Origin of the sequence: Cellulomonas gilvus ATCC 13127 (genome assembly GCF_000218545.1) — a bacterium.
GTDB lineage: Bacteria > Actinomycetota > Actinomycetes > Actinomycetales > Cellulomonadaceae > Cellulomonas > Cellulomonas gilvus.
The window spans coordinates 2,097,750-2,118,570 of sequence record NC_015671.1 but is presented as its reverse complement, the minus strand read 5'-3'; the positions used below and the strand labels follow the sequence as shown (position 1 = coordinate 2,118,570).

The 20,821-nt window shown below is 70.8% G+C and carries 13 protein-coding genes and 3 rRNA genes; all 16 read left to right on the top strand.

The window, feature by feature from the left end:
• The 16 genes from CELGI_RS09830 (at window position 1) to steA (ending at window position 20,804) form a co-directional block, all read left to right on the top strand.
• Window positions 1-603: an arginine repressor gene (locus CELGI_RS09830; protein WP_013883969.1), complete on the top strand. Its 603-nt coding sequence runs from the start codon at window positions 1-3 to the stop codon at window positions 601-603.
• Window positions 596-1,834, top strand: coding sequence for an argininosuccinate synthase (locus tag CELGI_RS09825; RefSeq protein ID WP_013883968.1), 1,239 nt, complete (start codon window positions 596-598; stop codon window positions 1,832-1,834). Before CELGI_RS09830 ends, CELGI_RS09825 begins: the two co-directional genes overlap by 8 nt.
• Window positions 1,827-3,272, top strand: a complete 1,446-nt coding sequence (gene argH / locus CELGI_RS09820) for an argininosuccinate lyase (RefSeq protein ID WP_013883967.1) — start codon at window positions 1,827-1,829, stop codon at window positions 3,270-3,272. The genes CELGI_RS09825 and argH overlap by 8 nt, the downstream gene beginning before the upstream one ends.
• Before the next feature lie 10 nt (window positions 3,273-3,282).
• Window positions 3,283-3,876: a nucleoside/nucleotide kinase family protein gene (locus tag CELGI_RS09815; protein WP_041574621.1), complete on the top strand. Its 594-nt coding sequence runs from the start codon at window positions 3,283-3,285 to the stop codon at window positions 3,874-3,876.
• Window positions 3,873-4,646 carry a DNA-3-methyladenine glycosylase gene (locus CELGI_RS09810; protein WP_013883965.1) on the top strand — a complete coding sequence of 258 codons (774 nt, stop codon included), beginning with the start codon at window positions 3,873-3,875 and terminating at the stop codon, window positions 4,644-4,646. The genes CELGI_RS09815 and CELGI_RS09810 overlap by 4 nt, the downstream gene beginning before the upstream one ends.
• Window positions 4,647-4,729: 83 nt before the next feature.
• Window positions 4,730-5,992 carry a tyrosine--tRNA ligase gene (tyrS, locus tag CELGI_RS09805; protein ID WP_013883964.1) on the top strand — a complete coding sequence of 421 codons (1,263 nt, stop codon included), beginning with the start codon at window positions 4,730-4,732 and terminating at the stop codon, window positions 5,990-5,992.
• 662 nt (window positions 5,993-6,654) lie between these two features.
• A 16S ribosomal RNA gene (locus CELGI_RS09800) occupies window positions 6,655-8,172 on the top strand.
• 423 nt (window positions 8,173-8,595) lie between these two features.
• A 23S ribosomal RNA gene (locus CELGI_RS09795) occupies window positions 8,596-11,704 on the top strand.
• Between the two features lie 86 nt (window positions 11,705-11,790).
• A 5S ribosomal RNA gene (gene rrf, locus CELGI_RS09790) occupies window positions 11,791-11,907 on the top strand.
• Together the 16S, 23S and 5S rRNA genes form the textbook arrangement of a ribosomal RNA operon.
• Before the next feature lie 1,918 nt (window positions 11,908-13,825).
• Window positions 13,826-14,647 (top strand): hypothetical protein, encoded by an 822-nt coding sequence (locus CELGI_RS09785; RefSeq protein ID WP_013883962.1) that lies wholly within the window; start codon window positions 13,826-13,828, stop codon window positions 14,645-14,647.
• Window positions 14,644-15,684, top strand: a complete 1,041-nt coding sequence (locus tag CELGI_RS09780) for an HAD-IIA family hydrolase (protein WP_013883961.1) — start codon at window positions 14,644-14,646, stop codon at window positions 15,682-15,684. The genes CELGI_RS09785 and CELGI_RS09780 overlap by 4 nt, the downstream gene beginning before the upstream one ends.
• 93 nt (window positions 15,685-15,777) lie before the next feature.
• Entirely contained in the window at window positions 15,778-16,038 is a 261-nt protein-coding gene (locus CELGI_RS09775) for a hypothetical protein (RefSeq protein ID WP_013883960.1), read from the top strand.
• 4 nt (window positions 16,039-16,042) lie between these two features.
• Window positions 16,043-16,888 carry a TlyA family RNA methyltransferase gene (locus CELGI_RS09770; RefSeq protein ID WP_013883959.1) on the top strand — a complete coding sequence of 282 codons (846 nt, stop codon included), beginning with the start codon at window positions 16,043-16,045 and terminating at the stop codon, window positions 16,886-16,888.
• Window positions 16,885-17,880, top strand: a complete 996-nt coding sequence (locus CELGI_RS09765; protein WP_013883958.1) for an NAD kinase — start codon at window positions 16,885-16,887, stop codon at window positions 17,878-17,880. The genes CELGI_RS09770 and CELGI_RS09765 overlap by 4 nt, the downstream gene beginning before the upstream one ends.
• Window positions 17,877-19,610 (top strand): DNA repair protein RecN, encoded by a 1,734-nt coding sequence (recN, locus tag CELGI_RS09760; protein WP_013883957.1) that lies wholly within the window; start codon window positions 17,877-17,879, stop codon window positions 19,608-19,610. Before CELGI_RS09765 ends, recN begins: the two co-directional genes overlap by 4 nt.
• Window positions 19,611-19,616: 6 nt before the next feature.
• Window positions 19,617-20,804, top strand: coding sequence for a putative cytokinetic ring protein SteA (gene steA / locus CELGI_RS09755; protein WP_013883956.1), 1,188 nt, complete (start codon window positions 19,617-19,619; stop codon window positions 20,802-20,804).
• The last annotated feature ends 17 nt before the right edge of the window (window positions 20,805-20,821 follow it).

Genomic DNA, 20,821 nt, shown 5'->3' with positions numbered 1-20,821 from the left:
GTGGGCGCGACGAGCGTGGGCGCGGCAGCCGTGGGCGCACCGCCGGGCACGGTCCCGCAGACCAAGGCCGCCCGGCAGGCCCTGGTCGTGACGCTGCTCGCGCGCGGCTCGGTGCACTCGCAGCAGCAGCTCGCCGAGCTGCTCGCGGACGCGGGCGTCACGGTCACGCAGGCCACGCTCTCGCGCGACCTCGTCGAGCTGCGCGCGGTCAAGGTCCGCACGTCGTCGGGCGCGCTCGCGTACGCGCTGCCCCCGGAGGGCGCCGTCCGCGGCCTGCCCACCGCGGTCGACGACGTCGCCGAGCACCTGGCCGCACGCCTGGCCCGGTTGTGCGGCGAGCTGCTGCTCACCGCAGAGTCGTCGGGCAACCTCGTCGTGCTGCGGACCCCGCCCGGTGCCGCGCAGTTCCTCGCCTCCGCGATCGACCACTCCGTCCTGCCGGCCGTGCTCGGCACGATCGCCGGTGACGACACCATCCTCGTCGTCTCGCGTGACCCCGACGGGGCCGCGCTCGCCGCTCGCTTCCTGGCCCTGGCCACGGACGTGCGCACCCCCGACCCCACCAAGCACCACGAACCCTCGAAGGAAGAGCACCATGACTGAGCGCGTCGTCCTCGCGTACTCCGGCGGCCTGGACACCTCCGTCGGCATCGGCTGGATCGCCGAGGCCACCGGGGCCGAGGTGATCGCCGTGGCCGTCGACGTCGGCCAGGGCGGTGAGGACCTCGAGGTGATCCGTCGGCGCGCGCTCGACTGCGGTGCGGTCGAGGCGTACGTGGCCGACGCGCGCGACGAGTTCGCGCAGGAGTACTGCATGCCGGCGCTCGCGGCCAACGGCCTGTACCTGGACCGGTACCCGCTGGTCTCGGCGCTGTCCCGGCCCGTGATCGTCAAGCACCTGGTGCGCGCCGCGCGCCAGTTCGGCGCGACGACGGTCGCGCACGGCTGCACGGGCAAGGGCAACGACCAGGTGCGGTTCGAGGTCGGCATCACGTCGATCGCGCCCGACCTCACGTGCCTGGCCCCGGTCCGGGACCTCGCGCTGACCCGCGACAAGGCCATCGAGTTCGCGGAGAAGCACCAGCTGCCCATCGCGACCACCAAGCACAACCCGTTCTCGATCGACCAGAACGTGTGGGGCCGCGCGGTCGAGACCGGCTTCCTCGAGGACATCTGGAACGGTCCGACCAAGGACGTCTACACCTACACCGACGACCCGACGTTCCCGCCCGTGGCCGACGAGGTGGTCATCAGCTTCGAGCAGGGTGTCCCGGTCGCGCTCGACGGCGTCCCGGTGACCCCGCTGCAGGCGATCCAGGAGATGAACCGCCGCGCGGGTGCGCAGGGCGTCGGCCGGATCGACATCGTCGAGGACCGCCTGGTCGGCATCAAGTCGCGCGAGGTGTACGAGGCGCCGGGCGCGATCGCGCTCATCACCGCGCACCAGGAGCTCGAGAACGTCACGGTCGAGCGTGAGCAGGCGCGCTTCAAGCGCGGTGTCGAGCAGCGGTGGACCGAGCTCGTCTACGACGGCCAGTGGTTCAGCCCGCTCAAGCGGTCGCTCGACACGTTCATCGCCGACACGCAGCGGTACGTCTCGGGCGACGTCCGCCTGGTGCTGCACGGCGGCCGCGCGACGGTCACGGGGCGCCGCTCGGACACCTCGCTGTACGACTTCAACCTCGCGACGTACGACACGGGCGACACGTTCGACCAGGCCGCGGCCCGGGGGTTCATCGAGATCTACGGCCTGTCGAGCAAGCTCGCCGCCGCGCGCGACGTGCGGTTCGGCAACGGCGTGGACCTCGGGTCGCAGGGCGGCATCGATGCCTGACGAGCCCTCTGCGCAGGCCGGCGGCCCGGACGCACCGCTCGCCCTGTGGGGCGGCCGGTTCGCGTCCGGGCCCGCCGCGGCGCTCGCGGACCTGTCGCGTTCGACCCACTTCGACTGGCGCCTGGCGGACGTCGACATCTCGGGATCGGTCGCGCACGCGCACGTGCTGCACGCCGCGGGGCTGCTCTCGGACGACGAGGTGCGCGGGATGGTCGACGCGCTCGAGCGGCTGCGCACCGACGTCGCGTCGGGCGACTTCGGCCCGACGCCCGACGACGAGGACGTGCACACCGCGCTCGAGCGCGGCCTGATCGAGCGCGCGGGCACCGAGCTCGGGGGCAAGCTGCGCGCGGGGCGGTCCCGCAACGACCAGATCGCGACGCTCGTGCGCATGTACCTGCGTCGCGAGGCACGCACCATCGCGGGGCTCGCGCTCGACGTGGTCGACGCGCTCGTCGCGCAGGCGGCCGCCGCGGGCGACGCGCCCATGCCGGGGCGCACGCACCTGCAGCACGCGCAGCCCGTGCTGCTCGCGCACAGCCTGCTGGCGCACGCGTGGCCGCTGCTGCGCGACGTCGAGCGTTACGTCGACTGGGACCGCCGCGCGGCGGTGTCGCCGTACGGCTCGGGAGCGCTCGCGGGCTCGTCGCTGGGGCTGGACCCGGCCGCGGTCGCCGCCGAGCTCGGCTTCGACGCGCCGGTGGAGAACTCGATCGACGGGACCGCGTCGCGCGACGTGGTGGCCGAGTTCGCGTTCGTGTCCGCGATGCTCGCGGTCGACCTGTCCCGCCTGGCCGAGGAGGTCATCCTCTGGGCGACGAAGGAGTTCGGCTTCGTGCGCCTGCACGACGCGTACTCGACCGGGTCGAGCATCATGCCGCAGAAGAAGAACCCGGACGTGGCCGAGCTCGCGCGCGGCAAGGCCGGGCGTCTGGTCGGCGACCTGACCGGCCTGCTGACGACGCTCAAGGGGCTCCCGCTCGCGTACAACCGCGACCTGCAGGAGGACAAGGAGCCGGTGTTCGACCAGGTGGACCAGCTGCGCGTGCTCCTGCCGGCGTTCGCGGGCATGGTCGCCACGCTCACGTTCGACACCGCGCGCCTCGCGGCGCTCGCCCCGCAGGGCTTCTCGCTCGCCACCGACATCGCCGAGTGGTTGGTGCGCCAGGGCGTGCCGTTCCGCGTCGCGCACGAGGTCGCGGGCCAGTGCGTGCGCGCGTGCGAGGAGCGCGAGCCGGCGATCGAGCTGTGGGAGCTCACGGACGACGAGCTCGCGGCGGTCTCGCCGCACCTGACACCCGACGTCCGTGCGGTGCTCTCGGTCGAGGGCTCGCTCGCGTCACGGTCGGCGTACGGCGGCACGGCCCCGGTCCGCGTGGCGGAGCAGCTCGGCCGTGCCCGGGCTCGCGCGGGCGAGCTGCGCGGCTGGACGGCCTGACGGCCCGACCGTGGTCACCGCCCCGTCCGACGAGGGTGCGCTCGCGACGATCGTCGAGCGCACCCTCGCGGCACGTCCGCTGCTGGGCCCGGTGCGGCTGATCTGCGTCGACGGCCCCGCGGGATCGGGCAAGACGACGCTCGCGGCGCGGCTCGTCGGTGCGCTCGGCGACCGCGGCGTGTCCGCCGGTGCGGTGCACATGGACGACGTGTACGACGGCTGGACGGGGCTCGAGGGCTCGTGCTGGCCGCGGCTGTCCGCCCAGGTGCTCGAGCCGTTGCGGCGCGGTCGCGCCGGCCGCCTGCAGCGCTACGACTGGGGGCGTGCCGCGTTCGCCGACTGGGTCGACGTCCCGGTGCCGGACGTGCTCGTGCTCGAGGGCTGCGGTGCCGCGCGCCGCGCCGCGGACGCGGTCGCGACGCTGCGGGTCTGGGTCGAGGCGCCCGACGACCTGCGCCTGGCGCGCGGGCTGGCGCGCGACGGCGCCGCAGCACGCGCCCACTGGGACGCGTGGATGCGCGACGAGGCCGCGCACTACGCGCGTGAGGGCACGCGCGGACGTGCCGACGTCCGGCTGGACGCGTTTGGCAGGATGAACCCGTGACCGCACCGGACCGGGCCCCGCAGGACGACGCGCGCGCGTCGTCCGCGCACGCGGCACCCCGCATGCCGGATGCGGCCGACCCGCTGAGGTTCGTCTCGGTGCCGGCGCGCGTCTGGTACGCCCGTGACGTGCACGCGGTCGCCCGCGACCTGCTCGGGTCCTACGTCACGGCACGCTCGTCGGACGGCGACGTGACGGTCCGGGTGACCGAGGTCGAGGCCTACGGCGGGTCCGACGACCCGGGGTCGCACGCGTACCGCGGACGCACCGCCCGCAACGCGGTGATGTTCGCCGAGCCGGGCCGTCTCTACGTCTACCGGCATCTCGGGCTGCACCACTGCGTCAACGTGGTGTGCGAGCCCACGGGCTCACCCGCCGCGGTCCTGCTGCGCGCGGCCGAGGTGGTCGACGGTGCGGACCTCGCGTGGCACCGGCGCGAGCGCGTCGGGGTCGTCGACTCGCACCGCCAGCTGGCCCGCGGACCCGCGCGGCTCGCGGTGTGCCTAGGCCTCGACCTGGCGAGCAACGGCGCGGACGTGACCGAGGCCGGCGGCGCCGTGGTGGTGCACCGGCACGACGGGCCCGCTCTCGCGACGCACGCGAGCGGCCCACGCGTGGGCGTCTCGGGCGTGGGCGGTGACGCGACCCGCCACCCGTGGCGCTACTGGATCACCGGTGAGAGCTCGGTCTCCGCCTACCGACCGGCGTACCGGTCGCCGGCCGCCACCACGGCCGCGTATCGCTCGCCGGCGTCGGAAGACGTCCCGTGACGGGACGACGACGCCGGCCTGCACGCCGCCCCTGACCTTCGCGGCGCACCGAGCGCCGCGCCCCGGACCGGAGAGACCCTGACGTGAACCACATCCTCGACGAGCTCGCCTGGCGCGGGCTCATCGCCCACACCACCGACCTGGACGCGCTGCGCGAGGCGCTGTCCGCGGGGCCGGTCAGCCTGTACTGCGGCTTCGACCCGACCGCGCCGAGCCTGCACATCGGCAACCTCGTGCAGATCCTCACGGTGCGCCGCCTGCAGGACGCGGGGCACCGCCCGTACGCGCTCGTCGGCGGCGCCACCGGCCTGATCGGCGACCCCAAGATGACGGGGGAGCGCACGCTGAACTCCCGCGACGTCGTCGCGGGCTGGGTCGAGCGCATCCGGGCGCAGATCGCGCCGCTCCTGCGGTTCGACGGGGACCAGCCCGCGACCATGGTGAACAACCTCGACTGGACGTCCTCGCTGTCGGCGATCGACCTGCTGCGGGACGTGGGCAAGCACTTCCGCCTGGGCACGATGCTCGCCAAGGACACCGTCGCGCGTCGCCTGAACAGCGACCAGGGGATCTCGTTCACGGAGTTCAGCTACCAGGTGCTCCAGGGCATGGACTTCCTCGAGCTGCACCGCCGGCACGGCGTGACGCTGCAGACCGGTGGATCCGACCAGTGGGGCAACCTGCTGTCGGGCGTCGAGCTGATCCGCAAGGTCGAGGGCGTCGGCGTGCACGCGCTGACCACGCCGCTCATCACGAAGGCCGACGGGACCAAGTTCGGCAAGACCGAGTCCGGCACGGTGTGGCTGGACCCGGAGATGACCACGCCGTACGCGTTCTTCCAGTTCTGGCTCAACGCCGACGACGCGGACGTGGTCGGCTACCTCAAGGTCTTCACGTTCCGGACCCGCGAGCAGATCGAGGAGCTCGAGCGCGCGGTCGCGGAGCGGCCGTCGGCCCGGGAGGCGCAGCGTGCGCTCGCTTACGACGTGACCGCACTGGTGCACGGCGCGGCCGCGGCCGATGCGGTCGTGGCGGCCTCGCAGGCGCTGTTCGGCCGCGGCTCGCTCGCGGACCTGGACGAGCAGACCCTGGCCGCGGCCGTCGCGGAGCTGCCGACCGCCCCGGGGCGGCCGGGTGACCTCGTCGTGGACCTCCTGGCGGCCACCGGCGTGGTCAAGTCCCGGTCGGAGGCCCGCCGTGCGGTGGCCGAGGGGGGAGCGTCGGTGAACAACACGCGCGTGCCCGACGAGGCCGCGACCCTCGGCGAGGCCGACCTCCTGCACGGGCGGTGGGCGGTCCTGCGTCGCGGCAAGCGCACGCTCGCGGTCGTCGACGCGCACGCCTGACCGGGTCGCCGGCGCGCGGCCGGGCTGGTCCCGGTGCGCGCCGGCGCCCGCCCGTCGGCGGAAGCGGCGGTCGGTCGGGCGCCGATGCAGGTCAGCGCGGTGCAGGCCACGGGTGAGCGGCGTCACTCGACCGCGATTTGCCGATCGCGCCGGGAGCCGCGTAATGTTCCACAGGTCGCCCGGCAGGGAGGAACGGACACCGAGTCCAGATCCGCAAGGATTGGAACGGTGGTCGGTCCCGCAGGCGGCCACCCCCGATCAGACCGCAGGGCGCTCGTGCGCCCACAGGCAGATCGGGACCGGGAAGCCGGGTCGCAGAACAGCTCGCAAGGGTGGTTCCGCAGGGCCGGAAGATCGGGTAAGGTAGTGAAGCCCCAGGCGCGGAAGCGCGGGGGACGAACACACAAGCCTCTGGCTCGGTGCCTCACGGTGCCGGGGAGATGCGCGTCTGTTCCTTGAGAACTCAACAGTGTGCCAAGTAGTCGATGCCATATGGCTCGTCTCGATGTTGTCGAAGACGGGTTGTTTGGTTGAGATTGGGGCCTTGCCGTCCACCCCGTGGGTGGTGGGGTCCTTCAATTGAAGCCGAATCTGATTGGACCTTCGGGTCTGTTCGTTGTGTTGTCTGCTGGCCTGCTTCGGTGGGTTGGTGGCGTGAAACATTGACGGAGAGTTTGATTCTGGCTCAGGACGAACGCTGGCGGCGTGCTTAACACATGCAAGTCGAACGGTGAAGACCAGCTTGCTGGTTGGATCAGTGGCGAACGGGTGAGTAACACGTGAGCAACCTGCCCCTGACTCTGGGATAAGCCTTGGAAACGAGGTCTAATACCGGATATGACACTGTCACGCATGTGGTGGTGTGGAAAGAATTTCGGTTGGGGATGGGCTCGCGGCCTATCAGCTTGTTGGTGGGGTGATGGCCTACCAAGGCGACGACGGGTAGCCGGCCTGAGAGGGCGACCGGCCACACTGGGACTGAGACACGGCCCAGACTCCTACGGGAGGCAGCAGTGGGGAATATTGCACAATGGGCGCAAGCCTGATGCAGCGACGCCGCGTGAGGGATGACGGCCTTCGGGTTGTAAACCTCTTTCAGCAGGGAAGAAGCGAAAGTGACGGTACCTGCAGAAGAAGCGCCGGCTAACTACGTGCCAGCAGCCGCGGTGATACGTAGGGCGCAAGCGTTGTCCGGAATTATTGGGCGTAAAGAGCTCGTAGGCGGTCAGTCGCGTCTGCTGTGAAAACTCGAGGCTCAACCTCGGGCTTGCAGTGGGTACGGGCTGACTAGAGTGCGGTAGGGGTGACCGGAATTCCTGGTGTAGCGGTGGAATGCGCAGATATCAGGAGGAACACCGATGGCGAAGGCAGGTCACTGGGCCGCAACTGACGCTGAGGAGCGAAAGCATGGGGAGCGAACAGGATTAGATACCCTGGTAGTCCATGCCGTAAACGTTGGGCACTAGGTGTGGGGTCCATTCCACGGATTCCGTGCCGCAGCTAACGCATTAAGTGCCCCGCCTGGGGAGTACGGCCGCAAGGCTAAAACTCAAAGAAATTGACGGGGGCCCGCACAAGCGGCGGAGCATGCGGATTAATTCGATGCAACGCGAAGAACCTTACCAAGGCTTGACATACACCGGAAAAGTGCAGAGATGTGCTCCCCGTAAGGTCGGTGTACAGGTGGTGCATGGTTGTCGTCAGCTCGTGTCGTGAGATGTTGGGTTAAGTCCCGCAACGAGCGCAACCCTCGTCCCATGTTGCCAGCGGGTTATGCCGGGGACTCATGGGAGACTGCCGGGGTCAACTCGGAGGAAGGTGGGGATGACGTCAAATCATCATGCCCCTTATGTCTTGGGCTTCACGCATGCTACAATGGCCGGTACAAAGGGCTGCGATACCGTAAGGTGGAGCGAATCCCAAAAAGCCGGTCTCAGTTCGGATTGGGGTCTGCAACTCGACCCCATGAAGTCGGAGTCGCTAGTAATCGCAGATCAGCAACGCTGCGGTGAATACGTTCCCGGGCCTTGTACACACCGCCCGTCAAGTCACGAAAGTCGGTAACACCCGAAGCCGGTGGCCCAACCTTTTGGGGGGAGCCGTCGAAGGTGGGACTGGCGATTGGGACTAAGTCGTAACAAGGTAGCCGTACCGGAAGGTGCGGCTGGATCACCTCCTTTCTAAGGAGCATCTGGCTGGTGGTTCGTCCTGTCATGGGGCGGATGGCTGGTCCAGGCCCATGCCTGCACCGAACGTGTGTGGGGTGGTGCTCACGGGTGGAACATCGACTACGGCTCACCGTGTGGTGGGTTGGCTTCTAGTACGCCGGCAGCTTGCTGTCGGGTGGGAACGGGGTCGGTCTGCTGGTTGCGGTGGGCCTGGCACGCTGTTGGGTCCTGAGGGAACAGCCGGTTGGTTGTTGTCTCGGGGTCGGATCTGGTGGGTTGCCCTTGTGTGGGGTGGTCTGCTGGTGGTGGCCTTCGGGTCGTCGTGGGCCTCGTACCGCTCGGTGTGTTCCGGGTTGGCGTGGCTGGGTGCGGCGGGTCGGTCGTTGCTTGAGAACTGCACAGTGGACGCGAGCATCTTTGAATCAAAGTCTTTGTGGTCAAGTTTATAAGGGCACAGGGTGGATGCCTTGGCACTAGGAGCCGAAGAAGGACGTTGTAGCCTGCGATAAGCCTCGGGGAGTTGGCAAACGAACCGTGATCCGAGGATTTCCGAATGGGGAAACCCCGCCACAGTCATGTGTGGTGACCCGCACCTGAATATATAGGGTGTGTGGAGGGAACGCCGGGAAGTGAAACATCTCAGTACCGGCAGGAAGAGATATTCCGTGAGTAGTGGCGAGCGAAAGCGGATCAGGCCAAACCGTGTGCGTGTGATAGCCGGCAGGCGTTGCGCACTCGGGGTTGTGGGACCTTTCAGCTGGGTCTGCCGATCCAGCAGGGAGTCAGAAAGTCGCGTCATAGTCGAAGGGCATTGAAAGGCCCGGCACAGAGGGTGGTACCCCCGTAGACGAAATGGCGTGGCCTCCCGAGAGGGATCCCAAGTAGCTCCGGGCCCGAGAAACCTGGAGTGAATCTGCACAGACCACTGTGTAAGCCTAAATACTACCTAGTGACCGATAGCGGACAAGTACCGTGAGGGAAAGGTGAAAAGTACCCCGGGAGGGGAGTGAAATAGTACCTGAAACCGTGTGCCTACAATCCGTCGGAGCCTCCCTAGCAGGGGTGACGGCGTGCCTTTTGAAGAATGAGCCTGCGAGTTAGTGGTACGTGGCGAGGTTAACCCGTGTGGGGAAGCCGTAGCGAAAGCGAGTCCGAACAGGGCGTTTCAGTCGCGTGCTCTAGACCCGAAGCGAAGTGATCTAGCCATGGGCAGGTTGAAGCGCGGGTAAGACCGCGTGGAGGACCGAACCCACCTGGGTTGAAAACCGGGGGGATGACCTGTGGTTAGGGGTGAAAGGCCAATCAAACTTCGTGATAGCTGGTTCTCCCCGAAATGCATTTAGGTGCAGCGTCACGCGTTTCTTGCCGGAGGTAGAGCTACTGGATAGCCGATGGGCCCCACCAGGTTACTGACGTTAGCCAAACTCCGAATGCCGGTAAGCCAGAGCGTGGCAGTGAGACTGCGGGGGATAAGCTCCGTAGTCGAGAGGGAAACAGCCCAGACCACCAGCTAAGGCCCCTAAGCGTGTGCTAAGTGGGAAAGGATGTGGAGTTGCACAGACAACCAGGAGGTTGGCTTAGAAGCAGCCACCCTTGAAAGAGTGCGTAACAGCTCACTGGTCAAGTGATTCCGCGCCGACAATGTAGCGGGGCTCAAGCACACCGCCGAAGCTGTGGCATTCACACATGAGACAAGCCTTCGTGGTTCAGTCGTGTGGATGGGTAGGGGAGCGTCGTGTGGCGGGTGAAGCAGCGGGGTAACCCAGTTGTGGACGCTACACGAGTGAGAATGCAGGCATGAGTAGCGAATGACGGGTGAGAAACCCGTCCGCCGAATGACCAAGGGTTCCAGGGCCAGGCTAATCCGCCCTGGGTAAGTCGGGACCTAAGGCGAGGCCGACAGGCGTAGTCGATGGACAACGGGTTGATATTCCCGTACCGGCGAAGAACCGCCCATACCGAGCCCGGTGATGCTGACCGTCCGAGCCGGTGCACCGTGACCTTCGGGTCACACCGCACCGGGGAGCACGGGACCCGAACCGGTAGTAGGTAAGCGTATTAACAGGGGTGACGCAGGAAGGTAGCCAAGCGTGGCGATGGTAGTCCACGTCCAAGGTCGTAGGGCGAGGTGTAGGCAAATCCGCACCTCACACAGCCTGAGAGCTGACGGTGACCGCGATAGCGGGAATCTGGTGATCCTATGCTGCCTAGAAAAGCCTCGACGCGAGGTTCTAGCCGCCCGTACCCCAAACCGACTCAGGTGGTCAGGTAGAGAATACCAAGGCGATCGAGCGAATCGTGGTTAAGGAACTCGGCAAAATGCCCCCGTAACTTCGGGAGAAGGGGGGCCTGAAGCGTGAACCGGCTTGCCCGGGGAGCGTGGAGGGCCGCAGAGACCAGGGAGAAGCGACTGTTTACTAAAAACACAGGTCCGTGCGAAGTCGCAAGACGATGTATACGGACTGACGCCTGCCCGGTGCTGGAAGGTTAAGAGGACGGGTCAGCCGCAAGGCGAAGCTCAGAATTTAAGCCCCAGTAAACGGCGGTGGTAACTATAACCATCCTAAGGTAGCGAAATTCCTTGTCGGGTAAGTTCCGACCTGCACGAATGGCGTAACGACTTCTCCGCTGTCTCAACCGCGAACTCGGCGAAATTGCACTACGAGTAAAGATGCTCGTTACGCGCAGCAGGACGGAAAGACCCCGGGACCTTTACTATAGCTTGGTATTGGTGTTCGGTGCGGCTTGTGTAGGATAGGTGGGAGACTGTGAAGCCGGCACGCCAGTGTCGGTGGAGTCAACGTTGAAATACCACTCTGGTCGCTCTGGACATCTAACCTCGGTCCGTGATCCGGACTAGGGACAGTGCCTGGTGGGTAGTTTAACTGGGGCGGTTGCCTCCTAAAATGTAACGGAGGCGCTCAAAGGTTCCCTCAGCCTGGTTGGCAATCAGGTGGCGAGTGCAAGTGCACAAGGGAGCTTGACTGTGAGACAGACATGTCGAGCAGGGACGAAAGTCGGAACTAGTGATCCGGCGGTGGCTTGTGGAAGCGCCGTCGCTCAACGGATAAAAGGTACCCCGGGGATAACAGGCTGATCTTGCCCAAGAGTCCATATCGACGGCATGGTTTGGCACCTCGATGTCGGCTCGTCGCATCCTGGGGCTGGAGTAGGTCCCAAGGGTTGGGCTGTTCGCCCATTAAAGCGGTACGCGAGCTGGGTTTAGAACGTCGTGAGACAGTTCGGTCCCTATCCGCTGCGCGCGCAGGAAACTTGAGAAGGGCTGTCCCTAGTACGAGAGGACCGGGACGGACGAACCTCTGGTGTGCCAGTTGTTCCGCCAGGAGCACGGCTGGTTGGCTACGTTCGGAACGGATAACCGCTGAAAGCATCTAAGCGGGAAGCCGGCTTCAAGATGAGGTTTCCACGCCCCTTGTGGGCGAGAGGCTCCCAGCAAGAACACTGGGTCGATAGGCCGGATGTGGAAGGCAGGACCAACGACTGCCGCAGCTGACCGGTACTAATAAGCCGACAACTTCACCACAACTTTTCAATGCTACGCGTCCACTGTGCGGTTCCCGAGAAACGAACGACACCCCCACGGGGGTCCCGTTCACAACTCGACAGAGTTACGGCGGTCATAGCGAAGGGGAAACGCCCGGTCCCATTCCGAACCCGGAAGCTAAGCCCTTCAGCGCCGATGGTACTGCACTCGCCAGGGTGTGGGAGAGTAGGACGCCGCCGGACACCATTCAGAACAAGCCACCCCATCGCGGGGTGGCTTGTTCTGTTTCTGGGCGCTTCTGTGCTTGGCGTCGTCGATGCCCGCTACGGTGCCGCGGCTCGCCCGTGGCTTCCCGGTTGCGGGCCCGGCGGGTGCCCGCCTCTGTCGAGCGTGTGCCGCACCGGGCGAGACGGTGCCGCCCGGATGAGACGATGAGCGTTGACGCGAGGAGAGCACGAGATGAACAGCGACGACAGGGACGCACGCGCAGCGCGTGGACGGGACGAGCGTGGTGGGTCCGCCGGCGGCGGGCGTTTCGCGGGCGGTGGTCCGTCCGGCGGACGCGCCTCGGGCCAGGGCGAGTCGGGTGATCGCCGCGGCACGGGCCGGTTCGGTGACTCGCGGCCTGCGGGTGCGCGCGACAGCTCCCGCGCGCGTCGTGGTGAGGACGGCTCGGGCGGTCCCCGGGGTGCGTACTCCTCGCGCGGGGCCGGGCAGTCCGGTGGGCGCGTGACCGGTTCGCCGGGCGGGTGGTCGGAGCGCGGCGCGTCGGGTCGAGGCTCTGACGCCAGGGGCGGCGCCGCCGGTGGCGGCGCGTGGTCCCAGGGACCGCGGCGCGGTGACGGTCGCGGCGATGGGGGGCGCCCGTCCCAGGGTCGCACCGGTTCGTGGGACGACGGGCGGGGTGGCTCTGCTGCGGGGTCGCGTCCTCAGCGTGGTGACGACAGCGCGCGTGGGGGATCTCGTGACGGCGGACGTGCGTCGTTCGGCGGAGAGCGTGGCGTGCGGCCTGAGTCTCGTGGTGAGCGCGGAGCATCCCGCCCGGGGTTCGGGGGCTCGCGGCCTGAGCGTGGCGCGCGCCCGTCCGGCCCTCGCGGCGGCTTCTCCTCGAGCGGCGACGGCGAGCGGGGCGGCTACGCGCGCCGTGGTGACAGCTCAGGTGCCACGCGTGGAGGGTCGCCCGCCACGCGAGGGGCGTACGACGGACGTGACGGTGGTGACCGCCGTCCCGGGACGGCTGCGCGCGGCTGGGACGACGCCCGGTCGAGCGGTCCCCGCGGAGGATCCGGCGCGCGCGATGGTGCCGGTGGACGCGGAGCTGCCGGTGAGCGCGGAGGCTTCAGTGGCCGTGGGGGCTCGGGTGAGCGCGGCGGTTTCGGCGGCCGTGGGGGCTCGGGCGACCGCGGCGCCGCCGGTCAGCGTGGCTTCGGCGGACGTGACGCGGGCTCCGAAGGACGGACGTCCGGCGAGCGGGACTCGTCGACCGGCGATCGTGACGGCGGGTATCGCGGCGCGGACGGCCGGGCGGGCCGTTCCGAGGAGCGTGGCGGACCGACCCGCAGCTCGTGGACGGGTGGCGGCGAGTCGTCGCACGGCACGAGGTCAGCGGCCCCCCGTGGGGGCGCGTACCCCGACCGACGGTCGTCGAGGGACGACCGCGGCACGGGCCGTCCCGCAGCGAACGGCGAACGCCCGCGGCGCGACGAGCCGCGCCCGACGTCCGGCGGAGCGCGTCCTTGGGCGCGCGACGAGCGAGCCGGGGACGCGCGCGGGGCGGATCGGGGTGACCGTCGGCCGGACCGGGGCACTGCACCGCAGGGCGAGCGACGCCCGGCCGCCGGCTGGCGCGACGACCGACGTCCCGGCGTCGGCGACCGGCGCTCGGACGACCGCAGGCCGGCGTACGGCTCGGGGGACCGACGCCCGGACGGCAGCGGCCGCTCGGGTGCGGTCGAGCGACCGCGGCGCGAGGACGGGCGGCCCGGCCACGGCGGCGGACGCCCGGCCGAACGTGACGACCGTCGTGGCGACCGCGGCGGGTGGAGCCGCTCTGGCTCGAGCGACGCCCGGACCGGAGCGGGTGCGTGGTCGTCGGACGAGCGACGTCCGACGCGACCGCCGCAGGACCAGCGCGTCGTCGGGCCGGAGATCCCGGACGAGGTGTCCTTCAGCGACCTGGACCGCGCCGCGCGCGGACCGCTGCGCACGCTGTCGAAGGACAACGCGTGGCAGGTCGGCCGTCACCTGGTGATGGTCGGCCGGCTGCTCGACACCGACCCCGAGCTGGCGTACGAGCACGCCCAGGCGGCGGTGCGCCGGGGTGGGCGCGTGGACGTGGTGCGTGAGGCCGCAGGCCTCGCCGCGTACCGCACGGGCCGGTACGCCGAGGCGCTGCGTGAGCTGCGCACGGTCCGCAGGCTCAACGGCTCGTCCGAGCACCTGGCCGTCATGGCCGACTGCGAGCGAGGGCTCGGCCGGCCGGAGCGGGCGATCGCGCTCGCGCAGAGCCCGGAGGCCGATCAGCTCGACGCCGAGACGCGCGTCGAGCTGGCGATCGTCGTCAGCGGCGCGCGGCTGGACCTGCAGGAGCCCGAGGCGGCGGTCGCTGTGCTCGCCGGTCCCGCGCTGCAGCGGCTCTCCGGACCGATCGCGGTGCGCGTCGCGGTCGCGCGCGCGGCCGCGCTCGAGGCGGCCGGCCGTGAGCAGGACGCGCAGCAGGAGCTCGCGCGCTTCAGCGCGGCCGAGATCGCTGCGGTCGAAGGCGCGGACGACGAGGACGACGACGTCGTCGTGTTCGACGTCGAGGACGAGGAGTCCGCCGACGACGAGGACCTGGACGACGTGCGGGTGGAGGGCGAGGACCTGGACGACGTGGAGGTCGACGACGTGGACCGGGGCGAGGCCGCGGAGGCGGACGTGGACGGTGCCGCGGACGTCGAGGCGCCCGGCGCCGACACCGAGGACGGGCGGGAGGAGCGGTGAGCGGAGGGCTGCTCGCGTCGGCCACGCCGCTCGCGGAGCGGTACGACCTGGCGCTCGTCGACCTCGACGGCGTCGCGTACCGCGGTCACGAGCCGATCCCGTTCGCGTCCGACGGTCTCGCCGGGGCGCGTGAACGAGGCATGCGGCTGGTGTTCGTGACGAACAACGCGTCGCGTGAGCCGGGCTCGGTGGCCGCACAGCTCACCGAGCTCGACATCCCGACGTCGCCCGAGGAGGTCATGACGGCTGCGCAGGCCGCTGCCGCCCTGCTGCGCTCCCGGCTGCCTCAGGGCGAGCGGGTGCTCGTCGTGGGCGGGGCGGGGCTGCGGACCGCGGTGCGGGAGGCCGGGTACGTCGTCGTCGAGTCGGCGGACGACGCGCCGGCCGCCGTGGCCCAGGGTTTCGCCCCCGAGGTCGGGTGGGCGCAGCTCGCGGAGGCGGCGTACGCGGTGGAGCGGGGTGCGTGGCACGTCGCGTCCAACCTGGACCTGAGCCTGCCGACGGCGCGCGGGTTCGCGCCCGGGAACGGGTCGCTGGTCGGTGCGGTGCGCGCCGCCACGGGCGTCGCCCCGGACAGTGCTGGCAAGCCCTCGCCGACGATGTACCGGATGGCGGTCGAACGGGCGGGCGCCCGCGAGGCGCTCGTGGTCGGCGACCGGCTCGACACCGATCTGGCGGGCGCGCGCTCGGGCGACTTCGCCGGGCTGCACGTGCTCACGGGCGTCAGCTCGGCGCGCGACGACGTGCTCGCGGTGCCGGGCGAGCGCCCGCACTACATCGGTGCCGACCTGCGTGCGCTCCTGGTGGCGCACGAGGCCCCGGCACGTGCGGGTGACGGCTGGTGGACGTGCGGTGCCGCGAGTGCACGCGTGGTGGACGGCGCGCTCGAGCTCGGACGCGGTCGGCACACGTCGGACGACGCGCAGCTGGACCTGGTGCGTGCGGCGTGCGGGGCCGCGTGGGCGTGGGTCGACGAGGGTGGCGCGCTCGAGCCCTCGAGCGTGCCGGAGCTGGCCGCGGAGCTGTCCGGGCGTTGAGCCGCGGGCGGCTGTGGGTGGCGCCGTGCGCCGTGGGCGGCGCCGGGTAGCGTGGGCGCGCACGCACGAGCGCACGGGAGAGGGGTGGCGGCGATGGACGGTCCGGCGACGCACGACGAGGGCTCGGGCCCCGTGGCGCCCCGAGCCGCGCACGCGCCCGCGTCGCCCGCGGACCTGGCGGCGCACGTCGAGACCGCCCGTGCGCGCGCGGAGGCCTCGACGGGGGACGCGTCGGTGGACGAGGCGCTGCGTGCTCTCGAGGGGCTCGCCGACGCTCCGCTGAGCCGCCACGTCGCGGCGTTCGACGCCGTGCACGGCGCGTTGCAGGACCGCCTCGCCGAGACGCAGGGGTGACGCGATGACGACGCGGCTCGACGCCGAGCTCGTGCGGCGGGGTCTGGCGCGCTCGCGCCGGCATGCGGGAGAGCTCATCAAGGCGGGCCGGGTGGCCGTGGACGGCCACCCGGTGGTGCGGAGCGCGGCTTCGGTGACGCCGGAGGCGGGACTCGAGGTCGATGCACCGGACGAGCCCGCGTACGCCTCGCGCGCGGGGCACAAGCTGGCGGGCGCGCTCGACGCGTTGCCGTCGCTCGACGTGACGGGGCGCGTGTGTCTCGACGCGGGCGCAAGCACGGGCGGGTTCACGGACGTCCTGCTGCGGCGTGGTGCGCTACGCGTCCACGCGGTCGACGTCGGGCACGACCAGCTGGTGGCCGCGTTGCGTGCGGACCCGCGCGTGGAGGTCCGCGAGGGCGTCAACGTGCGCCACCTGGCCGCGGGCGACCTCGCCCCCGCCCCGTCGCTCGTCGTCGCCGACCTGTCGTTCATCTCGCTCGGCCTGGTCCTGCCGGCGTTGCAGGGCGTCGCCGCGCCGGGCGCCGACCTGCTGGTCATGGTCAAGCCCCAGTTCGAGGTCGGGCGGGAGCTCCTCGGGTCGGGTGGTGTGGTCAGGGACGCAGGGTTGCGGTTTCGCGCGGTGAGCGGCGTCGCGCACGAGGCCGCGCGGCTGGGGCTGGCGGTCGCGGGTGTCGTGCGGAGCCCGCTGCCCGGTCCGAGCGGCAACGTCGAGTACTTCCTGTGGCTCCGGCCGGCCGACGCACCGGCGGGACCCGCCCAGGGCCCGTCGCCGGCCCCGGCGCCGACGGTGCCCGAGGAGCCGATCGCGCGCGTCACGAACGGCGACTGGGCCGGGGGTGTGCTGTGACGCGACGTGCGCTCGTCGTGACGCACGGGGGCCGGAGCGAGGCGGTCCTCGCGATGCGGGAGGCAGTGCAGGAGCTCGAGGCGGCGGGCGTGGAGCCCGTCGTCGTCGACGAGGACGCGACCGCCCACGACCTCCCCGAGGTCGAGATCGCGGTCGTCCTGGGCGGGGACGGCACGATCCTGCGCGCGGCCGAGCTGACGCGTGCGTGCGGGATCCCGCTGCTCGGCGTCAACCTGGGGCACGTGGGGTTCCTCGCCGAGAGCGAACGTGACGACGTGGGGGAGGCGGTGCGTCGCGTCACCGCGGGCGACTTCACCGTCGAGGAACGCATGACCATCGCCGTGCGCGTGCAGGCTCCCGACGGACGCGTGGTGCACGACTGGGCGCTCAACGAGGCCGCGCTCGAGAAGGGCGAGTCGCGGATCCTCGAGGTCGCGGTCGAGGTGGACGGACGGCCCCTGTCCAGCTTCGGCTGCGACGGGATCGTCACGGCGACGGCGACGGGCTCGACCGCGCACGCGTTCTCCGCGGGCGGCCCGGTGGTGTGGCCCGACGTCGACGGGATGATCCTGGTGCCGATGTCCGCACATGCGCTGTTCGCGCGACCGCTGGTCGTCGGTCCGCGCAGCACGCTCGCGATCGAGGTGCTGGACCGTTCGCCCGCCGCGGGCCTTCTCACGTGCGACGGCCGCCGCCGCCTCGAGGTCCCGCGCGGCTCGCGCGTCGAGATCACCCGGAGCCCCGTCCCGGTGCGTCTGGCCCGGCTGACCCCGGCACCGTTCACGACGCGGCTGGTCAACAAGTTCGCCCTGCCCGTCGAGGGCTGGCGAGGGCGCGGGACCGCGCACGCGCCGGCGACGGTGCGTGAGGCGGCGGGGCGCGAGGCGGTGCTGCCCGACGCGCCGTCGCCGGGACCGGCGCCCGATGCAGCGCTCGACCCCGCGCTCGACCCCGTGCTGCGGGACGGGATCACCCGCGGAGGCGGCGCATGATCGAGGAGATCCGCATCGCCGACCTCGGTGTGATCGGCGCCGCGCACGTCGCGCTCGGCCCCGGCCTGACCGTGGTGACCGGCGAGACCGGTGCAGGCAAGACCATGGTGCTCACCGCCCTCTCGCTCCTGCTCGGCGGCAAGGCGGACCCGGCGACGGTCCGCACCGGCTCGGCCGGTGCCTCGGTCGAGGGTCGCGTGGTGCTCGAGCCCGGCCACCCTGCGCTCGAACGGGCGAGCGACGCGGGCGGGTCGGTCGACGACGACGGCTCGCTCCTGCTGGTGCGGACCGTCTCCGCGGGCGGTGACGCGGGCTCGGGCCGGTCACGCGCGTTCGTCGGCGGCCGCTCCGTGCCGCAGGGTGTGCTCGCCGAGCTCGCGGAGCAGCTGGTGACGGTGCACGGCCAGGCGGACCAGGCACGGCTGCGCGCACCCGCGCACCAGCGCGCCGCGCTCGACGAGTTCGCGGGGCCCGAGCACGCCCGGACGCTGACGGACTACCGCGACGCGTGGTCCGGTCGGGCACGGCTCCAGGCCGAGCTGGACGAGCTCGTGGCACGTGCGCAGGAGCGCTCGCGCGAGGCTGAGCTGCTGCGGCTCGGCCTCGCCGAGGTCGAGCGGGTGGACCCCCAGCCCGACGAGGACGTCGAGCTGGCCGCGGAGGAGCAGCGGCTCGCGCACGCCGAGGACCTGCGGGTCGCGGCCGCGACCGCGCACACCGCGCTCGCGGGGGAGAACGACGGCGCGAGCGACGCGCTCACGGGCGTCGAGCTCGTGGAGCAGGCCAGACGCGCGCTCGAGCACGTCGCGTCGCACGACGCCACGCTCGCCGAGCTGGGCCGCCGCGTCGCAGAGGCGGGCTACCTGCTCGCCGACATCGCCACCGAGCTCTCGGCGTACGCCGACGACCTGCACGCCGACCCCCGTCGGCTCGAGGTGGTCAACCAGCGCCGCGCCGAGCTCGGCACCCTGACGCGCGCGTACGGCTCCGACGTCGCGGAGGTGCTCGACTGGGCGCAGACCGCGGGTCTGCGTCTGCTCGAGCTCGAGGGTGGCGGCCAGCGCATCGAGGACCTGCGGACCGAGCTCGCCGACCTCGACGCCCGGATAGCCGCGCTCGCCGCGACGCTGAGCGCGACGCGCGCCGACGCCGCCCAACGCCTCGCGGCGGCGGTCTCGGCCGAGCTGGCGGGGTTGGCCATGGCCGGTGCGCAGGTGCACGTCGAGGTCCGGCCCGCCGACCAGCCGGGGCCGTGGGGCGCCGACGACGTCGAGATGCTCCTGGTGCCGCACGCCGGGGCGCCGGCGAGGCCGCTCGCCAAGGGCGCGTCGGGCGGTGAGCTGTCGCGCGTGATGCTCGCGCTCGAGGTCGCGCTCGCGCACGGAGCCGGTGCGGACCGTCCGGGCACGTTCGTGTTCGACGAGGTCGACGCGGGCGTCGGCGGCCGTGCGGCGGTCGAGGTGGGCAGGCGGCTCGCGGCGCTCGCGGGCGACGCCCAGGTGATCGTCGTGACCCACCTCGCGCAGGTCGCCGCGTTCGCCGACCGCCACCTGGTCGTGACGAAGTCGGTGCGCGAGGGCGTCGACGTTGTGACGGCTTCGGACGTGAGGTCCGTCACGGGAGACGAGCGCGTGCGCGAGCTCGCCCGCATGCTGTCCGGTCAGGAGGACTCCGATGCGGCACGTATCCACGCAGCAGAGCTTCTGGAGCTGTCCGACGTGGGACGATGAGCCACGATGAGAGCCACTTTGCGTCGTCGTCGTACCCCCACGCCTGAGCCGGGCGTCGGCGGGTCTGCCCGTGTCGACCGCCGGACCAAGTCCCTGACGAAGCGTCTGCGTCCCGGTGACGTCGCCGTCATCGACCACGAGGACCTCGACCGCGTCTCGGCCGAGGCGTTGGTCGCGTGCCAGCCGGCGGCCGTGCTCAACGCCGCGCGGTCCACGTCCGGCCGCTACCCGAACCTCGGCCCGGAGATCCTGGTCGCGGCGGGCATCCCGCTGATCGACGACCTCGGCCCCGACGTCATGTCGATCACCGAGGGCCATCCGGTGCGGGTGCTCGACGGTGCGGTCTACGACGGTGACACGCTCGTGGCCGAGGGCGTCGAGCTGACGGAGGCGAGCGTCGCGCTCGCGATGGAGGAGGCCCGCGCGGGCCTGTCCGTGCAGCTCGAGTCGTTCGCGGCGAACACGATGGACTACCTGCGCCGCGAGCGGGACCTGCTGCTCGACGGCGTCGGCGTGCCGGACATCGACACCGTGATCGACGGCCGGCAGGTGCTGATCGTCGTCCGCGGGTACCACTACAAGGAGGACCTGGTCACGCTGCGGCCGTACATCCGCGAGTACCGCCCGGTGCTCATCGGGGTGGACGGCGGCGCCGATGCGATCCTCGACGCGGGCTGGCGGCCGGACCTCATCGTCGGGGACATGGACTCGGTCTCCGACCGTTCGCTGACGTGCGGCGCGGAGATCGTCGTGCACGCCTACCGGGACGGTCGTGCGCCCGGGCTCGCGCGCGTCGAGCAGCTCGGCGTCCCGCACGTCGTGTTCCCGGCCACGGGCACCAGCGAGGACGTCGCGATGCTGCTGGCCGACGACAAGGGCGCCGAGCTCATCGTCGCGGTCGGGACGCACGCGACCCTCGTGGAGTTCCTCGACAAGGGGCGCTCCGGCATGGCCAGCACGTTCCTCACGCGCCTGCGCGTCGGCGGCAAGCTCGTCGACGCGAAGGGCGTCTCGCGTCTCTACCGTCAGCGCATCTCCAACGTCCAGCTCGTGCTCCTCGTCCTGGCCGGTCTGTTCGCCCTGGGGGTCGCGCTCGCGTCGACCGCCGCGGGGCAGACCTTCTTCGGCCTGACGGGTGCGCGCATCGACGACCTCACGTCATGGGTGTCCGGCCTCTTCGGAGGCGGCGCGTGACCGCCCGCCCCGCCGAC

What these genes read in the sequence shown, in the direction of transcription:
- steA (WP_013883956.1), top strand. Translation starts at nt 19,617, where the DNA reads ATGAGAGCCACTTTGCGTCGTCGTCGTACCCCCACGCCTGAGCCGGGC.
- CELGI_RS09775 (WP_013883960.1), top strand. Translation starts at nt 15,778, where the DNA reads ATGGACGGTCCGGCGACGCACGACGAGGGCTCGGGCCCCGTGGCGCCC.
- argH (WP_013883967.1), top strand. Translation starts at nt 1,827, where the DNA reads ATGCCTGACGAGCCCTCTGCGCAGGCCGGCGGCCCGGACGCACCGCTC.
- CELGI_RS09770 (WP_013883959.1), top strand. Translation starts at nt 16,043, where the DNA reads ATGACGACGCGGCTCGACGCCGAGCTCGTGCGGCGGGGTCTGGCGCGC.
- CELGI_RS09825 (WP_013883968.1), top strand. Translation starts at nt 596, where the DNA reads ATGACTGAGCGCGTCGTCCTCGCGTACTCCGGCGGCCTGGACACCTCC.
- recN (WP_013883957.1), top strand. Translation starts at nt 17,877, where the DNA reads ATGATCGAGGAGATCCGCATCGCCGACCTCGGTGTGATCGGCGCCGCG.